Source organism: Pseudoalteromonas sp. ATL1, from assembly GCF_058933015.1.
Genome location: NZ_JBZYXL010000001.1, coordinates 3,085,980 through 3,104,473, shown reverse-complemented (window position 1 = coordinate 3,104,473; position 18,494 = coordinate 3,085,980). Strand labels below are relative to the sequence as shown.

At 41.7% G+C, this 18,494-nt stretch carries 23 protein-coding genes; 11 read left to right on the top strand and 12 right to left on the bottom strand.

Going from position 1 to position 18,494, the window contains the following annotated elements; all coding sequences use genetic code 11:
• Positions 1–139 precede the first annotated feature (139 nt).
• Complete coding sequence (locus tag AC5FX4_RS13540; RefSeq protein WP_493606354.1) at positions 140–1,261, top strand: ISAs1 family transposase; 1,122 nt, start codon at positions 140–142, stop codon at positions 1,259–1,261.
• Here the strand turns inward: AC5FX4_RS13540 and AC5FX4_RS13535 are convergent.
• Positions 1,235–1,489: a hypothetical protein gene (locus AC5FX4_RS13535; RefSeq protein ID WP_493606896.1), complete on the bottom strand. Its 255-nt coding sequence runs from the start codon at positions 1,487–1,489 to the stop codon at positions 1,235–1,237. The genes AC5FX4_RS13540 and AC5FX4_RS13535 overlap by 27 nt on opposite strands.
• Before the next feature lie 303 nt (positions 1,490–1,792).
• Between AC5FX4_RS13535 and AC5FX4_RS13530 the strand changes: the two genes are divergently transcribed.
• Together AC5FX4_RS13530 and AC5FX4_RS13525 are read left to right on the top strand one after the other, a co-directional pair.
• A complete protein-coding gene (locus AC5FX4_RS13530; protein ID WP_493606895.1) occupies positions 1,793–2,173 on the top strand; it encodes a hypothetical protein in 381 nt (126 codons plus the stop codon).
• A 122-nt stretch (positions 2,174–2,295) separates the two neighbouring features.
• Positions 2,296–2,691, top strand: a complete 396-nt coding sequence (locus tag AC5FX4_RS13525) for a DUF4267 domain-containing protein (RefSeq protein WP_493606894.1) — start codon at positions 2,296–2,298, stop codon at positions 2,689–2,691.
• A 57-nt stretch (positions 2,692–2,748) separates the two neighbouring features.
• On the opposite strand, the gene AC5FX4_RS13520 is transcribed toward AC5FX4_RS13525, so the two are convergent.
• Both AC5FX4_RS13520 and AC5FX4_RS13515 read right to left on the bottom strand, forming a co-directional pair.
• Entirely contained in the window at positions 2,749–3,219 is a 471-nt protein-coding gene (locus AC5FX4_RS13520) for a GNAT family N-acetyltransferase (RefSeq protein ID WP_493606893.1), read from the bottom strand.
• Positions 3,220–3,236: 17 nt separating this feature from the next.
• On the bottom strand, positions 3,237–3,554 hold the full coding sequence (locus tag AC5FX4_RS13515; RefSeq protein WP_493606892.1) for a heavy metal-binding domain-containing protein: 318 nt from the start codon (positions 3,552–3,554) through the stop codon (positions 3,237–3,239).
• Positions 3,555–3,757: 203 nt separating this feature from the next.
• On the opposite strand from AC5FX4_RS13515, the gene AC5FX4_RS13510 reads away from it, so the two are divergent.
• Both AC5FX4_RS13510 and AC5FX4_RS13505 read left to right on the top strand, forming a co-directional pair.
• Positions 3,758–4,132 carry a hypothetical protein gene (locus AC5FX4_RS13510; RefSeq protein WP_493606891.1) on the top strand — a complete coding sequence of 125 codons (375 nt, stop codon included), beginning with the start codon at positions 3,758–3,760 and terminating at the stop codon, positions 4,130–4,132.
• Positions 4,133–4,237: 105 nt separating this feature from the next.
• The gene (locus tag AC5FX4_RS13505; protein ID WP_493606890.1) at positions 4,238–4,675 is read left to right on the top strand and encodes a GNAT family N-acetyltransferase; all 438 of its coding nucleotides are present in this window, start codon (positions 4,238–4,240) and stop codon (positions 4,673–4,675) included.
• A 112-nt stretch (positions 4,676–4,787) separates the two neighbouring features.
• Here the strand turns inward: AC5FX4_RS13505 and AC5FX4_RS13500 are convergent, their stop codons facing one another.
• Positions 4,788–5,816, bottom strand: a complete 1,029-nt coding sequence (locus AC5FX4_RS13500; RefSeq protein ID WP_493606889.1) for a methionine synthase — start codon at positions 5,814–5,816, stop codon at positions 4,788–4,790.
• A gap of 30 nt (positions 5,817–5,846) precedes the next feature.
• The gene (locus tag AC5FX4_RS13495; RefSeq protein ID WP_493606888.1) at positions 5,847–6,821 is read right to left on the bottom strand and encodes a DUF1852 domain-containing protein; all 975 of its coding nucleotides are present in this window, start codon (positions 6,819–6,821) and stop codon (positions 5,847–5,849) included.
• A gap of 470 nt (positions 6,822–7,291) precedes the next feature.
• On the opposite strand from AC5FX4_RS13495, the gene AC5FX4_RS13490 reads away from it, so the two are divergent.
• Positions 7,292–8,101: a sulfite exporter TauE/SafE family protein gene (locus AC5FX4_RS13490; protein ID WP_493606887.1), complete on the top strand. Its 810-nt coding sequence runs from the start codon at positions 7,292–7,294 to the stop codon at positions 8,099–8,101.
• 64 nt (positions 8,102–8,165) lie between these two features.
• On the opposite strand, the gene AC5FX4_RS13485 is transcribed toward AC5FX4_RS13490, so the two are convergent.
• Positions 8,166–8,594: an organic hydroperoxide resistance protein gene (locus AC5FX4_RS13485; RefSeq protein ID WP_493606886.1), complete on the bottom strand. Its 429-nt coding sequence runs from the start codon at positions 8,592–8,594 to the stop codon at positions 8,166–8,168.
• A gap of 108 nt (positions 8,595–8,702) precedes the next feature.
• Between AC5FX4_RS13485 and AC5FX4_RS13480 the strand changes: the two genes are divergently transcribed.
• The 3 genes from AC5FX4_RS13480 to AC5FX4_RS13470 all read left to right on the top strand — a co-directional run bounded on the left by AC5FX4_RS13480 (position 8,703) and on the right by AC5FX4_RS13470 (position 11,661).
• On the top strand, positions 8,703–9,131 hold the full coding sequence (locus tag AC5FX4_RS13480) for a MarR family winged helix-turn-helix transcriptional regulator (protein ID WP_493606885.1): 429 nt from the start codon (positions 8,703–8,705) through the stop codon (positions 9,129–9,131).
• Positions 9,132–9,277: 146 nt separating this feature from the next.
• Positions 9,278–10,333, top strand: coding sequence for a hypothetical protein (locus AC5FX4_RS13475; protein WP_493606884.1), 1,056 nt, complete (start codon positions 9,278–9,280; stop codon positions 10,331–10,333).
• A gap of 263 nt (positions 10,334–10,596) precedes the next feature.
• Complete coding sequence (locus AC5FX4_RS13470) at positions 10,597–11,661, top strand: hypothetical protein (RefSeq protein ID WP_493606883.1); 1,065 nt, start codon at positions 10,597–10,599, stop codon at positions 11,659–11,661.
• 79 nt (positions 11,662–11,740) lie between these two features.
• On the opposite strand, the gene AC5FX4_RS13465 is transcribed toward AC5FX4_RS13470, so the two are convergent.
• Positions 11,741–12,652 carry a TIGR01777 family oxidoreductase gene (locus AC5FX4_RS13465; protein WP_493606882.1) on the bottom strand — a complete coding sequence of 304 codons (912 nt, stop codon included), beginning with the start codon at positions 12,650–12,652 and terminating at the stop codon, positions 11,741–11,743.
• Positions 12,653–12,781: 129 nt separating this feature from the next.
• Between AC5FX4_RS13465 and AC5FX4_RS13460 the strand changes: the two genes are divergently transcribed.
• Positions 12,782–13,801, top strand: coding sequence for an AI-2E family transporter (locus AC5FX4_RS13460; RefSeq protein ID WP_493606881.1), 1,020 nt, complete (start codon positions 12,782–12,784; stop codon positions 13,799–13,801).
• Positions 13,802–13,821: 20 nt separating this feature from the next.
• Here AC5FX4_RS13460 and AC5FX4_RS13455 read toward each other — a convergent pair whose 3' ends face one another.
• The 5 genes from AC5FX4_RS13455 to AC5FX4_RS13435 form a co-directional block, all read right to left on the bottom strand.
• Positions 13,822–14,232 (bottom strand): hypothetical protein, encoded by a 411-nt coding sequence (locus AC5FX4_RS13455; protein WP_493606880.1) that lies wholly within the window; start codon positions 14,230–14,232, stop codon positions 13,822–13,824.
• Positions 14,219–15,559: an ATP-binding protein gene (locus tag AC5FX4_RS13450; RefSeq protein WP_493606879.1), complete on the bottom strand. Its 1,341-nt coding sequence runs from the start codon at positions 15,557–15,559 to the stop codon at positions 14,219–14,221. The genes AC5FX4_RS13455 and AC5FX4_RS13450 overlap by 14 nt, the downstream gene beginning before the upstream one ends.
• Positions 15,553–16,227 (bottom strand): response regulator transcription factor, encoded by a 675-nt coding sequence (locus AC5FX4_RS13445; protein WP_493606878.1) that lies wholly within the window; start codon positions 16,225–16,227, stop codon positions 15,553–15,555. The genes AC5FX4_RS13450 and AC5FX4_RS13445 overlap by 7 nt, the downstream gene beginning before the upstream one ends.
• 2 nt (positions 16,228–16,229) lie before the next feature.
• Positions 16,230–16,478, bottom strand: a complete 249-nt coding sequence (locus AC5FX4_RS13440; RefSeq protein ID WP_493606877.1) for a PepSY domain-containing protein — start codon at positions 16,476–16,478, stop codon at positions 16,230–16,232.
• Between the two features lie 76 nt (positions 16,479–16,554).
• On the bottom strand, positions 16,555–16,854 hold the full coding sequence (locus tag AC5FX4_RS13435; RefSeq protein ID WP_493606876.1) for a YciI family protein: 300 nt from the start codon (positions 16,852–16,854) through the stop codon (positions 16,555–16,557).
• A 173-nt stretch (positions 16,855–17,027) separates the two neighbouring features.
• Between AC5FX4_RS13435 and AC5FX4_RS13430 the strand changes: the two genes are divergently transcribed.
• Positions 17,028–18,452, top strand: coding sequence for a sodium-dependent transporter (locus tag AC5FX4_RS13430; protein WP_493606875.1), 1,425 nt, complete (start codon positions 17,028–17,030; stop codon positions 18,450–18,452).
• Positions 18,453–18,494 lie beyond the last annotated feature (42 nt).

The following is an 18,494-nucleotide window of genomic DNA, read 5'->3' as shown; positions in this document are numbered from 1 at the left end:
CCACTTTATCTATTTTATAGATAACTTTGTTACCTAATAAATCTACTGAGATGCTGGTTCCTGATAGGGCAAGATCATGAACTTTACCTTGACATAATTTTATGATCTTATACTGCTTTTCAGATTAAGCAGCACAATTATGTCAGCCAATAAGTTGTTCGAACACTTTTCTTCAATTGATGACCCACGCCAGCAAGGCAAAGTACAACATACATTGTTCGATATTCTGTTTCTAACTATCAGTGCCGTGATCGCAGGTTGCCAAGGTTGGGAAGAAATTGAAGATTTTGCCCATGACAAGCTATCTTGGTTACGTAAATTTATAGCACTATCGAACGGTGTGCCTCGGCATGACACGATTGCAAGGGTTATAAGCCGTATCGATATGACCCAGTTTCAAGCCAGTTTTTCTCAATGGATGCACAGCTGTAGTGAACTCACAGACGGCAGTGTGGTTGCCATTGATGGAAAAAGGCTAAAAGGTTCATTTAAACAGCCAGATAGAAAAGATGCGATCCACATTGTCAGTGCGTTTGCCTGCGAAAATGGCGTAACGTTAGGTCAATGCAAGACCGACTCGAAGTCCAATGAAATCACCGCAATCCCAGAGTTGCTACAGTTACTAGAGCTAAAAGGTTGCTTAGTGACGATTGATGCGATGGGCTGCCAAAAGGAAATTGCAAAGCAAATTGTAGAAAAAGAAGCAGATTACTTGCTGGCTCTCAAAGCCAATCAGGGCAACTTATTTGAACAAGTGAAACAACTCTTGCAACCAGAAATATCACGCCAGATAGCGACTGATAGCTTATTAAGTGAAGTAGATTATCAACGAGGTCGAGAAGAATTCAGAGCGGCTGTTGTCTGCCATGATATGGCTCAAATTCCCGCAAGTGCTAGCTGGCCCAATTTACAAAGTGTAGGCGTGATAGTGTCTTACCGTAAATCGGATAACCAACAGCAAGGTGAATTAACATATCGATATTACATAAGCTCAGCGAACTTGAGTGCGCAAAGACTAGCAGAAGCCACGCGAGCACATTGGTATATTGAGAACAGTCTTCATTGGTGTTTGGATGTGGCAATGAATGAAGATGGTTGCCGTATACGCCGCGACGGAGCAGCAGAAGTGTTGGCTGGTGTAAGACATATTGCATTGAATTTATTGAAGAAAGAGACATCCTTTAACAAAGGTGTACGCGCGAAACAGCTAAAAGCAGCTAGAAACGAGTGCTATCTAGAAAAGGTATTGAATAGCAAGTGATTTTTCATGCTCTTGCCCTGTGGTTCCTGATGCTAATTTATCATTGAGTTGGTTGTTATAAACGCCATTCAATATGATTTTTTCGTCGTAGGATGTACTGATTTCATCTGATTGATATTGATCGGAGTTTGTCGTGTTAATAAGTAATTCAAAAGCTTCATTGGCGTTAACGTGATTAGCTAATGCTATTAAGCTAAATGAAATGAGTGTTTGTCCTATTTTTTTCACGTAAATATTCCTGTTATGAGAGTGAGAGGGGGTTATATCATATATTTATTTCAATTTTTATTTTAAATAAGAAAGATGATGTGGTTTTAAAATGAATGTGCAAATAGGGTGCGCATAGTAATGTGTCGTTTATTTTCTTTCTTAATATCAGTTAATTTAAAAAGTAATTAGTCGATTCTGAAAAACCGAGTTTTTCAGAATCGACTAACTAAAGAGCCTAAAAAGGGCAGATTGTGTAAAATGAAAACTGGCTTTTGTGTTACGCTTGGTCAGACTGAAATATTAAACTAGTAATACTTATCAATGACTATATGTAAAAAATGTAATTGTAAAATTGTACCAAAAGAAGTTAAGCGTGGAAGAAAAATTTTGAATTTTTGCCCTGTTTGCGGTGCGTCTCTAAGTCGCTTTAGGCTAAAAGAAGTCTATGTGTTAATGGTCAGCTTATTCATACTTTGGTTTGCTGCGTTCTTTAATCATCATTTGGGTGCTGGAAATGTAATTTGGGCGCCAACCATGTTGCTACTCGCCTTTGTAATATTGGCCTCCTTAACTGGTTTACTATTTTCAGCCAATAAAATATTAAAAAAATGCACCGGCAAGTGGAAGGAGTATCATTTTATTTCTCTGGTTATTATGGTGGCATCAATCGCGCTTACAGCCTCTCGATTATGGGGTTTATAAAATTTTAGATTGTCTGTTTTAGAGCGTGATCTGTTGGTTATATCTCGCTTTTTATGATGAAGTTGGCATACTAATAAACGGTGACTATTAACCGTTTTTATAAAACGCGCAGGAATACAATAATGAAAAAGTTAGCGTTCGTCTTAGTTTTACTTATGGCTCTACTTCAAGGGTTTTATGCGTTTTTTGCGTTTTTTGACCCTGTGGAGTTCGCTAATATGCGTGGTGCGGTTATTGTCTCAAACTACGACATCGTTTGGATGCAAGTATATGCCTCTCGGACTTTATTCATTGCACTGATAGTCGCTACGCTACTCTATTTTAAACAGTATAAATTGCTATTGTTTGCTGCGTTGTTTGGCACAATAATGCCTATAGCGGATGGCTATTTAGCCTATCGTACTCAGGCCTCAGAGGGGATTATTGCTAAACATATTGCAACGGTTGTGTATTTGCTAATCACTGCGTTTGTGCTGTTTAGAGTAGTCGCACAGGATAGCGCTTCAGAGCAAAAATAAGTAAATACTCAAAGGTTTTATGATTGACCATGCAATGCACTTGTGACTGTTGAAAAGTCACAAGTATTCTCGCATTTTTCGTCCACCAACAGGGTTTAAACCTTGTTCTTTATAAAACTGCAAGGTTCGCTCAAATTCGGGGAGCGGTGGGGTACACAGTTCTATGCATGACCAGCCTAGGTTTTTACCATGCTCTTTTACTGCATTAATCAACAATGCCCCAATGCCTTTTGAGCGGTATGGCGGAGCGACGTAAAACTCGGGAATAACCCCCATTTTGCCACTTGCATACAAGGCGTAAGTTTGTGTAAAAGTTGCAACCGCAATAGGGGTTTGATTGTCGAACCCTATCAAGGCGCCGTAGTGCCCTTGAACAATGAGTTCAGCACACTTTTCGGCCGTTTCATTAATATCAATGTCAAAGAGAGCTGCATTGGTTTTTGCACATATCTCATCGGTTAACTTTGTAACTAGTGTGGCAATAATTTTAGAATCTTTAGCAGTTGCGAGGGTAAAAGAAATATCCATATTTAAACCCTGATTAGTTACGACTTTAACTTTACCGCAGTTCCGAATACCATAATTTCCGACGAACCATCCATAATGGCGCTGGTTGTAAAACGAATGCCAACAACCGCATCAGCACCTTTCGCGGTTGCGTTTTGCACGAGGCGCTGAATAGCTATATCCCTCGCTTCTGTTAGCATTTCTGTATATCCGCGAATTTCACCGCCAACGATGCCTTTTAATCCTGCCATGATGTCGCGGCCAATATGTTTGGATTGAACAACATTGCCAGTAACCACTCCAACTATGTCGCTAATTTCTCTGCCAGGGATCGTTTCTGTCGTTGAATAAATCATAAAACCTCCATTAAGTATCAACTTTCTGAGTTCACTAATCTCAAAATATATCTTACGTGTTTCAAATCGGTAATGACATATTTTGGATTAACTTTAGGTACTGTTTTTGGTGGTTGTCATTGTGAACCTAAAAAGTTGACAAACCCAGAGGTACGCAAGGAAAATACGCTCAAGTTTGGATCGCGAAGAATAAGTACAAGAAAATGAAAAATAAACTAATGGGGTTAATTAGAAGCGGTGAGTTTCAAGACAGCTCAAACTACTTACTAAGCCAAGAACTCGAATTTCAATATGCAAAGTCGTTGCTCACTTTTTCTCTTGCATTTATTGGTGGCATCGTCACGTTAAAAACAGCGTTGGCGATTGATACACCGGTAAATGAAGGCTTCATTTATGCAGTTGGCTCGGCACTTGTAGCGGCTTTACTTTCCTTGGGCGCTCAAAATGGCATTATAAAAGACTTACGTTTGAGTCGCTCTGCAAGTCCGCTTGTTCGTTTATATCGATTAGCCGCACCGCCAGTGGCATTGGGGGCAGCCATTGGGATGACGATCGCCTATTTTGGTATAGAAATTTGATCACGGTAACACCAAAGTTTGTGCATAATTGCATTTTAGCTTGGAACATATGAGTTAATTTAGTTTAAATGAGTTCAGTATCTTTCTGTAAATTTAAGGAAAGCCGTGGAAATATCTCTTAGACAAATCACCAGTGAAAATTACGAAAACGTCGCTGATCTTGAGCTTCTTGATGAGCAGGAAGATTTTATAGCCAGTAATACTTGGTCTTTGGTTGAGGCGGCATACAATAAAGGTTATGAAGCTCGCGCGATTTACTTAGCCGACCAACTTGTGGGCTTTATTATGTGGGTACGCGAAACGGATGAAAAGATCTCTATTTGGCGTTTTATGATCGACTGTAAATTCCAAAAGCAGGGAATTGGCCGCGTGGCTCTGAATACGGCAATCAATGAAATCAAATTGGTTGATGGGATTAAGGAAATCGAAACATGTTACGTCCCAGTGAATGTGGTGTCTAAAAAGCTCTTTGCTAGTTTTGGTTTCAAAGAAGTGGGTATGGATGCTGATGGCGATGATATGTTGGCGGTGATAACACTGTAGCACACAGTGTCACTTGGCAAGAAGAGGCCGATAAATAGCCTCTTCTTAGTCGTTTTGAATTTCTGCCTCAACGAGTAAAACAAGCGCATACCCAAAGCTTTATCTACTTGTTTTAAGCTTGCAGCTCTTTACGCACGATCTCTGCTCCAGCACTTAAGGCTTTCAGTTTACCCGCCGCAATTGTTCGCGATAACGGTGCCATGCCACAGTTTGTACAAGGGTAAAGCTTGTCGGCGTCAACATACTTGAGTGCTTCGCGCAGTGTTTTGGCTACTTCTTCTGGTGTTTCGATGCTATCAGTAGCAACGTCAATCGCACCAACCATCACTTTTTTTCCACGTACCAATTCGAGTAGTTCAAGCGGCACGTGAGAGTTGTGGCATTCAAGCGAGATAATATCGATGTTCGACTCTTGTAACTTGGGAAAAGCCTCTTCGTATTGTCGCCATTCAGATCCTAAAGTTTTTTTCCAATCGGTATTGGCTTTTATGCCATAGCCGTAGCAAATGTGTACGGCGGTTTCACAATTGAGCCCTTCGATAGCTCTTTCTAAACAGGCTATGCCCCAGTCGTTGACTTCATCAAAGAACACGTTAAATGCAGGCTCGTCAAATTGGATAATATCAACACCAGCCGCTTCTAACTCTTTGGCTTCCTGATTGAGAATTTTGGCAAACTCCCACGCCAGTTTTTCACGACTTTGGTAGTGCTCATCATATAAAGTGTCGACCATGGTCATTGGGCCGGGTAGGGCCCATTTTATCGGTTGCTTAGTTTGCTGGCGTAAAAACTTGGCGTCTTCAACAAACACTGACTTTTGTCGAGAAACAGGGCCTACGACCGTTGGTACGCTGGCATCATAGCGGTCACGAATTTTAACGGTTTGACGCTTTTCAAAATCTACGCCGTCCAAGTGCTCAATGAATGTCGTGACAAAGTGTTGGCGCGTTTGCTCACCATCGCTGACTATATCAATGCCAGCGAGCTGTTGTTCATGTAACGATACGCGCAGCGCATCTTGTTTGCCGTCAAGAAGCTCGTTGCCTGCGAGTTTCCAAGGCGACCAAAGTGTTTCTGGTTGAGCAAGCCAAGTTGGTTTAGGCAAGCTGCCTGCGGTTGATGTGGGTAATAATTTTTTCATAATGAATTCTGTTTTATATGATGTTGATCATTAAGCGTAATTTTCAGAAAACTGCGCCAGCACGGTTTGGTATGGTTTGATGAAAAACTCTTCAGCGAACTTACCTTGTTTTATCGCTAGCTTGCTGCGCTCTTCACGGTCATACACAATTTGCGTGATTGAGTGATCCGCATTTTTCAGATTTGGTTGATAGCACCTACCTGCAACCGCATTGGCGTTGTATATTTCCGGGCGATAAATTTTTTGAAACGTTTCCATCGTGGCAATTGTGCTGATCAGCTCAAGGTTGCTGTAATCATTGAGTAAATCACCGAAAAAGTAGAACGCAAAAGGCGCAACACTGTTTGGCGGCATAAAGTAACGTACCTGTAAGCCCATCTTTTTAAAGTATTGCTCAGTGAGTGACGACTCATTGGGCAGATATTCAAAGCCCAGCACTGGGTGGTGATTTTCGGTGCGGTGATACGTTTTGTTGTCGGAGACACTCAGACAGATCACCGGCGGCTTTTTAAAGTTACTTTTGTAGGTATTTGACTCCACAAAGTTTTTAAATAGTTTACCGTGCAGGTCGCCAAAGTTTTCAGGAATGCTGAATTGCGGTTGATTTTTGTTGTGATCTAACAACAACACACTAAAGTCGTAGTCACGAACATAAGAAGAAAAGTTATTGCCTACAATGCCTTCAATACGCTCATTGGTTTTGTGGTCAATAATGTTGGTTTTTAACACTTCAATTGATGGAAACTTATCGCCACTGCCAGCAATGTCTAAATCAACCGATATAATTTCCAGCTCAACACGGTAACGGTCAGCATTCGGATTGTCCCAGTTTGCAAGGGCATTAAAACGATTATCAATCATGGTTAACGCATTGCGCAGGTTTTGCTGGCGGCTTTCACCACGGGCGAGGTTAGCAAAATTAGTGGTAATACGGGTACTGTCAGATGGCTGATAGTGCTCGTCCAAACGAATGCTTTTAATCGTATAGGTAAAGTCTTTGTTCATGGTGCGCTGGTATCCCAAATTGTGTTCTAACATCTCAAACTGTGGCCGTCACAGTGTATGAGTCCTTCCTAACATCCTACTTATAGGTCTGGCTTTGCTGTCCTCGTTAGGTGATGAGCAATTTATACGTGGATCATCAGTTGAAGAAAAACGGTTTAATTTCACATAAAACATGAATCACATTCATGACTTAGCGTGATGGTTCATGTGATTCTTGTGTTGAAGAGGCAAAAAACTGAAATTCAAGCTTAGAAATCTAGATGTCTAGGTGTTTTTGCGTCTAAGTTGAAATTGTCTCAACTTGAACATGAGTATTCTTCGTCCCTGAAATACGTCTTTAGGGTCAAGAGTTGATGGAACTGTTGATATACTCGCCAGCGAGCTTCGAACTTGGTGCAACATCAAGTAAAGCAACAAACGTATAGACGAACTGCGGTCACGATAAAGATAAAGAATAAGAGACATAAAGAATGAATGAATTAATCGTATTGGTTTTATGCTGTGCAATTTTGGGTAGTGGAGTTGGCTTTTTAGCTGGGTTGCTTGGGATCGGTGGCGGCTTGGTTATAGTACCCATATTGAGTGGTATTTTACTGCACTTTGCTGTTTTGCCAGCTGAACAAGTAGTTATTGTTGCCATTGCGACGTCTTTAGCATCTATCTTATTCACTTCAACCTCTTCGGCGATTGCGCATCATAAAAATGGCAATGTGCCTTGGACCCTTGCGCCATGGATCATGAGCGGCGTGGCATTGGGCGCGCTTGCCAGTGGCTTTTTGGCGGCACTGCTACCAGAAAAAGTTGTCCGAATAGTGTTTGTGGTGACGGTCGTTATAATCGCACTGAAAATGTTTTTAAGTAGCAAAAACAGCACCGCGACTGAGCGCATACTACCCAATAAAGGTGTACTTACTATTCTTACTACCATCACAGGTGGTCTGTCAGCGATGATAGGGATTGGTGGTGGGGCTTTGTTAGTACCACTGTTGACGTTTTTCTCATTGGATATGAAAAAAGCGATTGGTTGTGCATCCGCTTGCGGTATTGTGATTGCCATATTTGGCACCATTGGCTATGTGAGTTCGGGACTCTCGCATTTTGAGTTGAGCAACGGGTTTGTCGGTTTTGTGTATCTACCAGCACTATTAGGCATCGTTTGTACATCTTGGTTTACCGCACCGCTTGGTGCCAAAGCCACGCATGCTTTACCTGTTTCAACGATTAAGAAAATATTTGCCGTATTGTTAGTGGTGATGGCGGGCAAGATGTTGGTGGGGTGAAGGTAAGTTGTGTGGGCAAGTAAGTCGGATAGGCAAAGTGCTATCCGACGTTATACCTAGCCACTTATTTTACCGATAACTTAACTTCAATATTGCCGCGTGTGGCGTTTGAATATGGGCATACTTGGTGTGCTTTTTCTACTAGCGTTTGCGCCGTATCTTTGTCCATATTCGGAATCGACACCTCAAGTTTTACTGCAATGCCAAATCCGCCTTCAATTGGGCCGATATCAACTTGTGCATCAATATTGGTTTGTGCAGGTAGGGCAATTTTATTTTGACCCGCTACAAATTTTAGTGCACCAATAAAACATGCTGCGTAGCCTGCCGCAAATAATTGCTCTGGGTTAGTGCCTTGACCGTCATCCCCACCTAAGCCTTTTGGTGTTGATAATTTCACATCTAGACGACCATCATGTGATTTAGCTGACCCTTCACGGCCACCCGTAGCGTTTGCATAAGCTGAGTAAGCAACAGTTTGTAATTTGTTCATAGATTTCTCCAAGTGGTTAAATTTACTTTGCATACAAAGTATATGGATTTAAAAATGAGATTGCAAATACTTTGTGTGCAAAATAAAATATAGGAAGAGGTAACTATTATGAAAGACGAACAACTCAAGCTTGAGAATCAACTGTGTCATCGACTTTATATGGCATCGAATGGGGTAGGTAGGCGTTATCGGCCACTACTGGACGCGCTTGATTTAACCTACCCGCAATATGTGGTGATGATGGCGATGTGGGAACATAAAAAGCTGACGATTGCTCAGTTGCTAGAAAAAACAGCCATTGATGGCGGTGCTATGACGCTTATCTTAAAAAAGATGGTGGCTAAATCATTACTCGAGATTGTTAAAGATGAAGACGATAAGCGCAAGAAATGGGTTGTACTCACCGAAGTCGGTGCTAGCCTAAAAGCACAAGCGCTCGATATACCCGATAAAATATTGTGTGGATTTGATAACGTAAGCAAGAATGACTTGCAGCAACTTGCTACATTGCTTGATAAAGTTTTGCATAAGCTATAACTAAAATTGCTACAAAAAAGCATGAAGGAGTGGCTAAAAAGTTTGCTTGGAGATCACTTATTCAACATACTGGCTTTTGAATATTAAAAAGTTGCGTTGCGAATAAGCATGATGCCACGCAATGAATTTGCCAGAGGGATTTCTGTATGAGTACGCGATTAAAGTTGTTGATGGTGGTGATTGTCGCCGCTTTGGTTTGGTGGCTGACCGTCGAAACCGAAGTAAGCGGTACAGCGCAAGATCAACCACAAAATCAAGCGGGCGTGAATGAAAACAGCATAGAAGAACCAGCAGTCGTTACGCAAATCTCGCAAACAAAAAGTAGACACGAAGAAGTAGTAGAAACCAATACGCGTTTGCATCAAGCTACGCAACTTGTGGCAGCTCAGTATGAACAAGCCATTCAATACCCACCTTACTCACAGCCTCTTAGCGAAAATGATGTGGACAGATTAGAACCAAACTATTTTTATCCGATTTCAAGTGCCACACAAGATGGTACTGAACCTCTGACCATTAAGCTTTCAAAATATCGCTTTGTATACCCTGAAGATATCAAAGTTGAAGTAACAGGAGGGGACTTTAAGCGTATTGAGTTACAGCTTGCAGATGTTGAGCTTAAACAAGAGTATGGCAAGTCAATTACTCGATCAGGGCAAAGCATCACCTTTAAGGGCGATAAGGAATACGCGCGTAATATGCAACTAATAGCAATGGGTGTTGCGGACGGGAAACGTGTGCCAGTTGTCGCACAATTTCAATATATGCAACCAAGTGCCAAAATTATCGCGTTGTCGAACGCCTATCCGCAGAATGAAAATTTACAGGTAGATGTGACATTGGATGTGTCGAACCCTGGATTGTATCGAGTTCGAGCGAATCTGTTGACTCAAAGTAATCAGCCTTTGGCGCATCTTGTTAGTCAGCAAAAGCTGTCTAAAGGTATACAAACCATGCCATTACGCGCTCATTGGTCGGTTTTGCAAGCGCAGGTGAGCGACATGCGTCTTGCTGGATTTGTCGTTGAACGTATGTCGCCAACGCCCGGTGAACCGGCGCTATTTGGTGACAGTGAACTAACGTATTTTGATATTTTTGATTTTCCTTACGACAGCTTACAGCAATTGTCATATCAGCCATCTCAAAATGAGCTGCAAAAGGTTCAGTTTTTACGCCAGTTGTCTAATCCTGAGAATGACTAAAGCCATGTAACGTGGCTAGTTACGTCATTTTGTTATAAAAACGTCACAAAAAATTCTTTTTTAGAATAAGGTTTTTGTTTTTAAGTTGTTGAATATAAATCATATATTTAATTTTTAGTATTTATAAGAACCTATTATAGGTAAGAGTGTAAACCTAGTGTTGTTTTTTGTTTGTTTGTTGAACATACTGTTGGTTACTCAGTGACCAGAGGTCAGATGTCTGAGTTGTTAATTCGAATAATACGAAATACTCAGGAGTTTACATGAACAAACAATGCAGCAAGTACGGACTAAAGGCTTTTGGTACGCTTTTATTTTTAGTGCTAGCAAGTTTTACTGCGCACAGTAGTGAATATAAAACCATATTAATTCATGGCTTTCAGCCAGATCATCTACTTAATCCGCAAGGGACCAATGTGGTCAGTGACGGTGATTCATACTGGTCGTCATACTGGGGAGCCCGTGCGGATGAACGCATTGACTGGCCGTCATATGAGCGCATCGAAGGTAAGATCGCAACCGATTGGTTATGGCCTAAATTAAAGCAGTTCTCACAATCAAATTTATGTGAGCCAGGTTGTGTTTTATTAACGCATTCAACAGGCGACCTAGTTGCTAGATATTTGATTGATAATCAGGCAACGTGGCTTGAAAATGCGGGTCTTCGCCCATTGAATATCGTCGCTACTTTTGACTTAGCTGGCGCAGGCGGTGGTAGTGAACTTGCTGATACCGCGGTGAGTGCTTTAACAGGGGATAGCCTTTGGGATGCGGTTGTTGAACAAGCCATTAAATTATGGATTGGTAGCACCACGGTTAAGGCGCTAGGTGTGTTGCATGATCTCAAAGTGAACAATGCTCGCAAATTATCTGCACAGCCTTTTGAGCGCACGCCACGTTTACGTTTTGTTGCTAATTCTAGTGATTACTACGGTGCGACGGGTTTGTTTTTAAAAGGTAGTGATGATGGCGTGGTGTCTTCTCATTCATCATGTGGCGCAAGCCGTGCGGGTAGCTTTGGCAGTTGCTCACAGCAAATCGGCATGGATGGTCATGTAAAATCTCAAGGTGATGCTGTGAGCGGCTTTATGCCGTACCACTACCCATTGATTATGGCCGACGACTACACACACCGTACGGTGAGACAAGCGGGCCATCAAGGCAAAGTTACCGTAGCTATGAACAATATTAATGTTGCTGGTAAAAATGTTGGCTACCAAACTTACGACCAAAAAACCGGTTTCTGGATCTTCAAAAAGACTTATCGTTATGTAAAGAACTCAGGTCACGTTGGTTTGTCACAACTGATTTATAACGTAATGCCTTAATACAAAGCCAAAACTGTGTGGCGATTGCTCGGTCGCCGCACATCTATTAACGCCATTTAAAACGGTTTTGTCTTTGAGATCATGATGTGTGATCTCTTACTAATAAACTCTTCAGCGCATCATCTATTGTGATATAGCGAAACCGATAGCCCGACTTTTGCAAACGTTTTGGTACAACGGCTTGTCCATAGACAAGTAAATCCGCCATCTCACCGAATAAAAAACGCAGCATCTTTTCCGGCATAGGTAGCAAAGTAGGTCTTTTGAGGGCTTTACCGAGCGCTTTCGTGAAGGTTAGATTACTCACAGGATTAGGTGCTGTCGCATTAAATATCCCATTCAGTTCGGTATGTTTGATGAGGTACAAAATAAGCTGGACCATGTCATCAATGTGTATCCAAGACATCATTTGTTCGCCGCTGGCCAGTTTTCCACCCAAAGCGCATTTGAATGCAGGGAGCATTTTTTTGAGCGCACCGCCGTGTTGACTGAGCACAATACCCGTTCTTAGAATGCATACCCGTGTATTTTGTGTTTGTGCACTCTGTGCAAGCGATTCCCATTGCTGGCACAGTTGGTGACTGAATTCATCGTGAGGCGCTTGAAATGATTCGTCAACTATAAGCTCATTGGATTGTCGGCCATAAAAACCAATTGCACTGCCTGAAATCAAAGTATGCGGAGGAGTATCGGCTTGCTGAATTTTTTCTACAATTTTTTGTGTGATCTGTAATCGACTGGTGACGATTGCCTGTTTTTGTTGAGCGCTCCAACGCTTATCAGCTATGGGTTCGCCGGCAAGGTTAATAACCACATCGAGCTGGTTAAAGTCGACATCATCAAGAGAATCGACACTGTCGACCCGGTTTTTGAATAACGCTTGTGCCTTGGAGACATGTCTTGTTAATACAGTTACTTGGTGCTTATTAAATAAAAATCGGCATAATTGAGAACCAATTAAGCCAGTTGCGCCCGTAACTAAAACATTCATAATATTTGCCTATTATTTTTTGTATCTAAATTCAGTGTAGGAAATTTACGGCAATTACTGAATAAAGATCATAACGTTTTATTTTTCCTGGTATTCCTTTAAACTTTGCAAAAAACGTAAGGAATTGTCGTGTCTTCGTTAACTGGATTAAATAAAAGTCTCGTCGTGTTAGCGGCATTGGTTGTGGTGCTCGCGGGAGTTAAGTTGGCAAGTGATATTGTTGTCCCCTTTATTTTAGCTGCCTTCATCGCCATAATTTGTAACCCCATCCTTAAATTTTTAGCCCGTTATCGTATTCCTAAGGGCATTGCGATCATGCTGATCATTGCTGTCGTATTGGGTATTGGCACCAGTATCGCAGGGTTAGTTGGACAATCAGTTAACGATTTTTCGCAGCAGTTGCCCAGCTATAAAGCGCAACTACAAAGCAAGTTTATTTGGCTTGTAAATACTGGGGCGCAATACAACATATTGATTGATAAGCAGCAAATAATCGAATTTTTTGACCCCGGGAAGATGATTGATATGGCGTCGTCCATGCTGACTGGTTTTGGTGGGGTGATGGCCAATGTGTTTTTAATCATTTTGACTGTCGTGTTTATGCTATTCGAAGCGCCAACGATCGCGAACAAAGTTCATCTGGCGCTTGATGATCCTGAAATGAAGATGAAGCAAATTGACCGCTTTTTGGAGTCGATAAACTCTTACTTAGCTATCAAGACGTTAGTATCTCTGGGAACAGGTGCATGTGCCTCCTTGATGTTGTGGTTGCTGGGCGTGGATTATTTTATTTTATGGGGCGTGGTGGCGTTTTTATTAAACTACATTCCGAATATCGGTTCTATTATCGCTGCGGTCCCGGCTGTGTTACTTGCCTTAGTCACGCAAGGGGCACTTATTGCAGGTATTGTGGCAGCAGGCTATGTCACGATTAACGCGGTTATGGGTAATATCATTGAACCTAAATACATGGGTCGTGGCTTGGGTTTGTCGACGCTTGTGGTGTTTTTATCTTTGATATTTTGGGGTTGGTTATTTGGTACTGTGGGCATGTTGCTGTCAGTACCACTTACCATGGTTGTGAAAATTGCACTTGAAAATAGCGAAGATGGTCACTGGCTCGCGACCATGTTGGGAAATGAACAGTAATTAATGCCTGCTGCGGATACTTAGTAGGGCAATTGTAAATCGTTAATATGGAGTTTAAGCATTCGAATGGTGCATTTTTTGTGTGTCACGGATGCTTTAATGCTATTTGGTAAAGTATATAAGTAGCGCCACTTGCACGTGTCTTCACTGTAGCGTTCATGCTCTATGATCGTTCTTTTTATGATCGGCAGTAATTGCCGATTACCGGTTTGCTCTTGTACGATTTCGATGTCGTGCAACAACTTGTTTATCCAACTCTGTTGATAACGTCTTAACATGGTGATGTTTTCATCGAGGCACTTAATATAATCACGAGAGCCAATCGGGTGATAGCTTTCGAAGTGAGAGCAGTCGGTTAAAAACAGCTCATCGGTGTTAGCGAATGAAATTAACGGGTATAACAAAAGAATTGTCGCGCTAATCTTTTTCATAATTAAATTCTATTAAAAACCTTGCACCAGAAAATTTAGAGTTTCCTATCTCAATAGTACCGTGGTATGCGTTAACAAGATCAGACACAATTGCCATCCCGACTCCGTGACCCGCCTCATACGTATCTAAACGACTGCCTCTAGTGAGTAGTTCTGAGCGTCTATGCTCTGGTATACCTGGACCATCATCTTCAATTTCCAGCTGGAGAATGTGACCTTTGTCAAAGTGAACATTAATCTCTACACATGTACTACATGCTTTACATGCGTTATCGATAACATTCCCTAAAATCTCCATTAAATCGGTTTTGTCGCCCAAAAATGCGAGCTTTTCATCACAATGCGAATGAAACTCTATGCCCTTATCATGGTAGACCTTTTTCATAGCATTCAGTATTGAGTCTAGCACAGGCTTAATCGTTGTTTGTTTTTTCCACGTATCTGATGCACCTGTTGCGGCTCTTTTTAGCTGATGCTCGATCATGGCATTGATCCTGTCTAGCTGCTCCTGAGCATCTTCATCTTTAGCCAACTCACTCGATTTTAGAACGGCTAGCGGGGTTTTTAGGGCATGTGCTAAGTCACTGAGAGATGCTCGATAGCGCTCTTTTTGACGTTTTTGTGAATCTAGCAGCAGATTAAGATCAGACTTTATCGTCAACAATTCATTAGGGTAAACACCTGTTATTTTCTCTCGTTTTCCTGCTTCAATAGCTTTAATTTCTTTGTCTAAACGCTGTAGGGGACGAGCGCTCCAAATAAAGCCAATTGCCATCAACACTGCAATGATCACGCCCATAATCAGCATCCAAGTGATCAAGGTATTTCTAAAACCGGACATCAATTTAAGTAGCGCTTCGTCATCTTTTAACAAGATAAATCGCGCATGCTTTGAGTAGTCTGCGTTACCCAAAATAACGGTTAAACTTAATTGCCAGTACTTGGCCCCGTTATATTCAACCTGTTTAAATTCCGCAGCGCCGGCTTCATGATCATTGAAAATAGGTGAAATGGACAGGTTAACAGCCGATTCTGAATACCAGATCAGGCTTTGCCCTTGATAAATGAGTGCGTAAGTATCGGAGTTGATACGATTAAGCTCTGGTGCAAGTAGTGTGCGAGGCATTTCAATGCCATCATCCACAAACTCAACTTCTGAAATAAGGGAATATAAATGTGCTTCGAGTGTTTTTTCGGTGGCTTCAACCAGTGAGGCATGATAAGCCTTACCAATCGAGAAAAACAACGCGGGTAGGGCGACAATAAGCACAAAGACAAGGATAAAACCTTGCCTTATTTTAAGAGATATTTGCGCAGGGCTTACCACTGAGTTTTAAACCTATATCCTCTACCACGTAATGTTTCTACCGGGTTTAAGGTACCATCCGGGTCCAGTTTTTTGCGCAGTCGTAGTACAAACACTTCAATCACGTTTGAATCCAGATCAAAGTCTTGATCATAAATATGCTCCGTCAATTCAGATTTAGAAATCACTTTTTGCGGATTTACCATCATGTACTCAAGCACTTTATATTCGTACGCTGTTAAAGATAGTTCCTGATCATTTACCCACACTTGCTGAGAGCGGGTATGGATCTTAATCGGTCCGATCGCAATCTCTGGATTTGCTTGACCTGCGCTTCTACGGATCAAAGCATTGCAACGTGCAATTAGCTCTTCAACATGGAATGGCTTGGTGAGGTAGTCGTCAGCGCCGGCGTCGAGGCCTTCAACTTTGTCTTGCCAACGATCACGTGCAGTTAAAATTAAAATGGGGATCTTAATTCCTTCTGCGCGGGCGCGTTTAATGATTTCTATGCCATCGAGTTTAGGTAATCCTAAATCGATAACGGCCATATCGAGTGGGTATTCAGTTAGGTGATATAAACCAGATTCACCATCATGGCATAAGTCTATGCTGTATCGTTCTTTTTCTAGGGCAGAGCGAAGGTTCTCCGCTAGTTGAATATCATCTTCAATTACTAAAATTCGCATTATTAATCCTTCTTGACAGTGCCTGTTTTTTTATCAACTCGTATATCTACAACATGGCCATCATTTTGTAGAATTCTAACCACATAACTGTCTGTGTTTTCTGTTATTTTCAAAGTTCGGCCGGCGTAATTATCTAATGCAAGTTCCACCGCTTGTTTTTTTGTAACAAGATCGGATGCTTCTTTTTCTACTGCGTAGACGTGTGTACATGCAGTAGCAGCAAAGAGTAAAAAACAAACTAACAACTTCATTTTACTCGGCCTCACCTTATAAATTGCTTTGAATATGAGAATGATAGTAATTGTAACGTAATTAACCGAAACTGAACTACGGCAGTACTTTTTTGTATGGCTTTACTACACTGCTTGAATAAACACCCGCTTCTATATACGGATCTTGTGAGGCCCATGCTTGTGCATCGCTTAAAGATGGAAATTCTGCAATCACTAACGAGCCTGTAAATCCTGCACTACCAGGATCTTCACTATCAATTGCTGGGAGTGGGCCTGCAGCAAATAATCTATTTTGCTCTTTCAGCTCGTTTAAGCGTGCTAAGTGAGCAGGGCGAGTCGCGAGACGCTTCTCTAATGAATTTTCTACGTCGGTTGAGTAGATCATATAAAGCATAGCGGTTTGTTCTTTAAAGGGTTAAATGGACCCATAGTGTAGACTTCTTTAACAAGCCTTGTAAATGCTTTGGCGATTTTGTTGGGCCTTTGGCCTTTAACACTTGAAAACCGCCCGTTAAGGCTGGTAGAGTCGCTCGGATATTCAGAAAAAATAATAATAAGGTTTTCCGCATGAGTGCAAATCGCGAGCATTTTAGCTCTCGACTGGGTTTTATATTAGCAGCAGCTGGATCTGCGGTTGGTATTGGTAACTTGGTTGGTTTTCCTGTGTCAGCAACCAAAAATGGTGGCGGCGCTTTCTTATTAGTATACGCATTGTTTGTGGCATTTATTTGTTTACCAGTGATGATGGCTGAAATGGCAATGGGTCGAAAAGCGCAAAAAGACCCATATGGCGCGTACAAAGCATTATCTGGTGGTGACAAGCGTTGGTCTATTGCAGGTGCATTGGCTGTACTTACGCCATTTATGATTGCTGTATTCTACATGGTTATTACCGTTTGGATTTTTGGCTATCTGGCGCAGACCGCGATGGGCAACTTGGATGCTTTGGCTAACCCTAGCCACTTTGGTGAGTTCATCAACCAAACTTCAGTATTTTGGTACATGCTTATTGTGGGCGTGATAGTCAATTTGATCCTCGTCGGTGGGGTAAAAGAGGGCATTGAAAAGGCCGCTAAACTGCTGATGCCAGCGCTGTTTGTGTTACTTATAGGTTTAGTCGCTTATGTACTGACATTGGATAATGCTATGGCTGGTGTGCGTTATTATATCGTACCAGACTTTTCGAAAATGAATGCCAGTGTATTAAATGGTGCTTTATCTCAAGCCTTCTTTTCACTGTCGTTGGGTATGGGTATTTTGATGACCTATGCGTCGTATATTTCGAAAAAGGATGACATTGTCGGTGGCGCAAAAATGGTTGCTGTCACAGACTCTCTGGTAGCCTTTATTGCTGGCTTAATGGTGTTGCCAGCTATTTTTAGTTTCAACCCAGCAACCAATACGGATGAACTGTCTGACTCATCGGTGTCTATGATTTTCGAGTTTTTACCTAAGATTTTACTCGCGTTACAAGAAGATATTGGTTATTTCGGTGCGTCAGCAGTGGCGTTTGTCTTCTTCTTGTTGGTATTTTTTGCCGCTATCACTTCATTGGTTTCAATTGTTGAAGTACCGACTTCAGCACTGATGGAAGAAAAAAATGTGAGCCGTAAAACGGCATTGCTTATCTTGGCGGGCTCGACAGGTATCTTGACTGTGATGAGTACCATGTCATTTGGTATGGTGGACTGGTTAACGCAATTTGTCAGCTACGGTGACGCTAACAAGAGTTTGTTTGATTTGGTATACGACGTATTTTACGACACGATTTTGCCATTCAACGGTTTAATGGTGTGTTTGTTTGTTATCTATCGTTGGAACAAAGCCAACTTGTCTGAAGAACTAGCGCAAGGTTGTGAAGGCTACAAAGGCAGTTTTGGCGAAAAATACGTTAACTTTTCACTATCGACATTTATTCCTGTGGTATTGCTGTTGATTTTTGCAAACACAGTTGCAACAAAATTCTTTGCGGTGAGCTTGTTTGGCTTTTAGGCCATAGCCGAGTGAGTATGACAAGGGCCAGGCTATATGCCT

Coding starts and splice junctions, on each gene's coding strand:
- AC5FX4_RS13485 (WP_493606886.1), bottom strand. CDS start 8,594: ATGAACAAATTACAAACTGTTGCTTACTCAGCTTATGCAAACGCTACG.
- AC5FX4_RS13475 (WP_493606884.1), top strand. CDS start 9,278: ATGAGTACGCGATTAAAGTTGTTGATGGTGGTGATTGTCGCCGCTTTG.
- AC5FX4_RS13510 (WP_493606891.1), top strand. CDS start 3,758: ATGAAAAATAAACTAATGGGGTTAATTAGAAGCGGTGAGTTTCAAGAC.
- AC5FX4_RS13430 (WP_493606875.1), top strand. CDS start 17,028: ATGAGTGCAAATCGCGAGCATTTTAGCTCTCGACTGGGTTTTATATTA.
- AC5FX4_RS13440 (WP_493606877.1), bottom strand. CDS start 16,478: ATGAAGTTGTTAGTTTGTTTTTTACTCTTTGCTGCTACTGCATGTACA.
- AC5FX4_RS13455 (WP_493606880.1), bottom strand. CDS start 14,232: ATGAAAAAGATTAGCGCGACAATTCTTTTGTTATACCCGTTAATTTCA.
- AC5FX4_RS13465 (WP_493606882.1), bottom strand. CDS start 12,652: ATGAATGTTTTAGTTACGGGCGCAACTGGCTTAATTGGTTCTCAATTA.
- AC5FX4_RS13540 (WP_493606354.1), top strand. CDS start 140: ATGTCAGCCAATAAGTTGTTCGAACACTTTTCTTCAATTGATGACCCA.
- AC5FX4_RS13435 (WP_493606876.1), bottom strand. CDS start 16,854: ATGCTTTATATGATCTACTCAACCGACGTAGAAAATTCATTAGAGAAG.
- AC5FX4_RS13480 (WP_493606885.1), top strand. CDS start 8,703: ATGAAAGACGAACAACTCAAGCTTGAGAATCAACTGTGTCATCGACTT.
- AC5FX4_RS13495 (WP_493606888.1), bottom strand. CDS start 6,821: ATGAACAAAGACTTTACCTATACGATTAAAAGCATTCGTTTGGACGAG.
- AC5FX4_RS13470 (WP_493606883.1), top strand. CDS start 10,597: ATGAACAAACAATGCAGCAAGTACGGACTAAAGGCTTTTGGTACGCTT.
- AC5FX4_RS13525 (WP_493606894.1), top strand. CDS start 2,296: ATGAAAAAGTTAGCGTTCGTCTTAGTTTTACTTATGGCTCTACTTCAA.
- AC5FX4_RS13445 (WP_493606878.1), bottom strand. CDS start 16,227: ATGCGAATTTTAGTAATTGAAGATGATATTCAACTAGCGGAGAACCTT.
- AC5FX4_RS13490 (WP_493606887.1), top strand. CDS start 7,292: ATGAATGAATTAATCGTATTGGTTTTATGCTGTGCAATTTTGGGTAGT.
- AC5FX4_RS13530 (WP_493606895.1), top strand. CDS start 1,793: ATGACTATATGTAAAAAATGTAATTGTAAAATTGTACCAAAAGAAGTT.
- AC5FX4_RS13500 (WP_493606889.1), bottom strand. CDS start 5,816: ATGAAAAAATTATTACCCACATCAACCGCAGGCAGCTTGCCTAAACCA.
- AC5FX4_RS13515 (WP_493606892.1), bottom strand. CDS start 3,554: ATGATTTATTCAACGACAGAAACGATCCCTGGCAGAGAAATTAGCGAC.
- AC5FX4_RS13520 (WP_493606893.1), bottom strand. CDS start 3,219: ATGGATATTTCTTTTACCCTCGCAACTGCTAAAGATTCTAAAATTATT.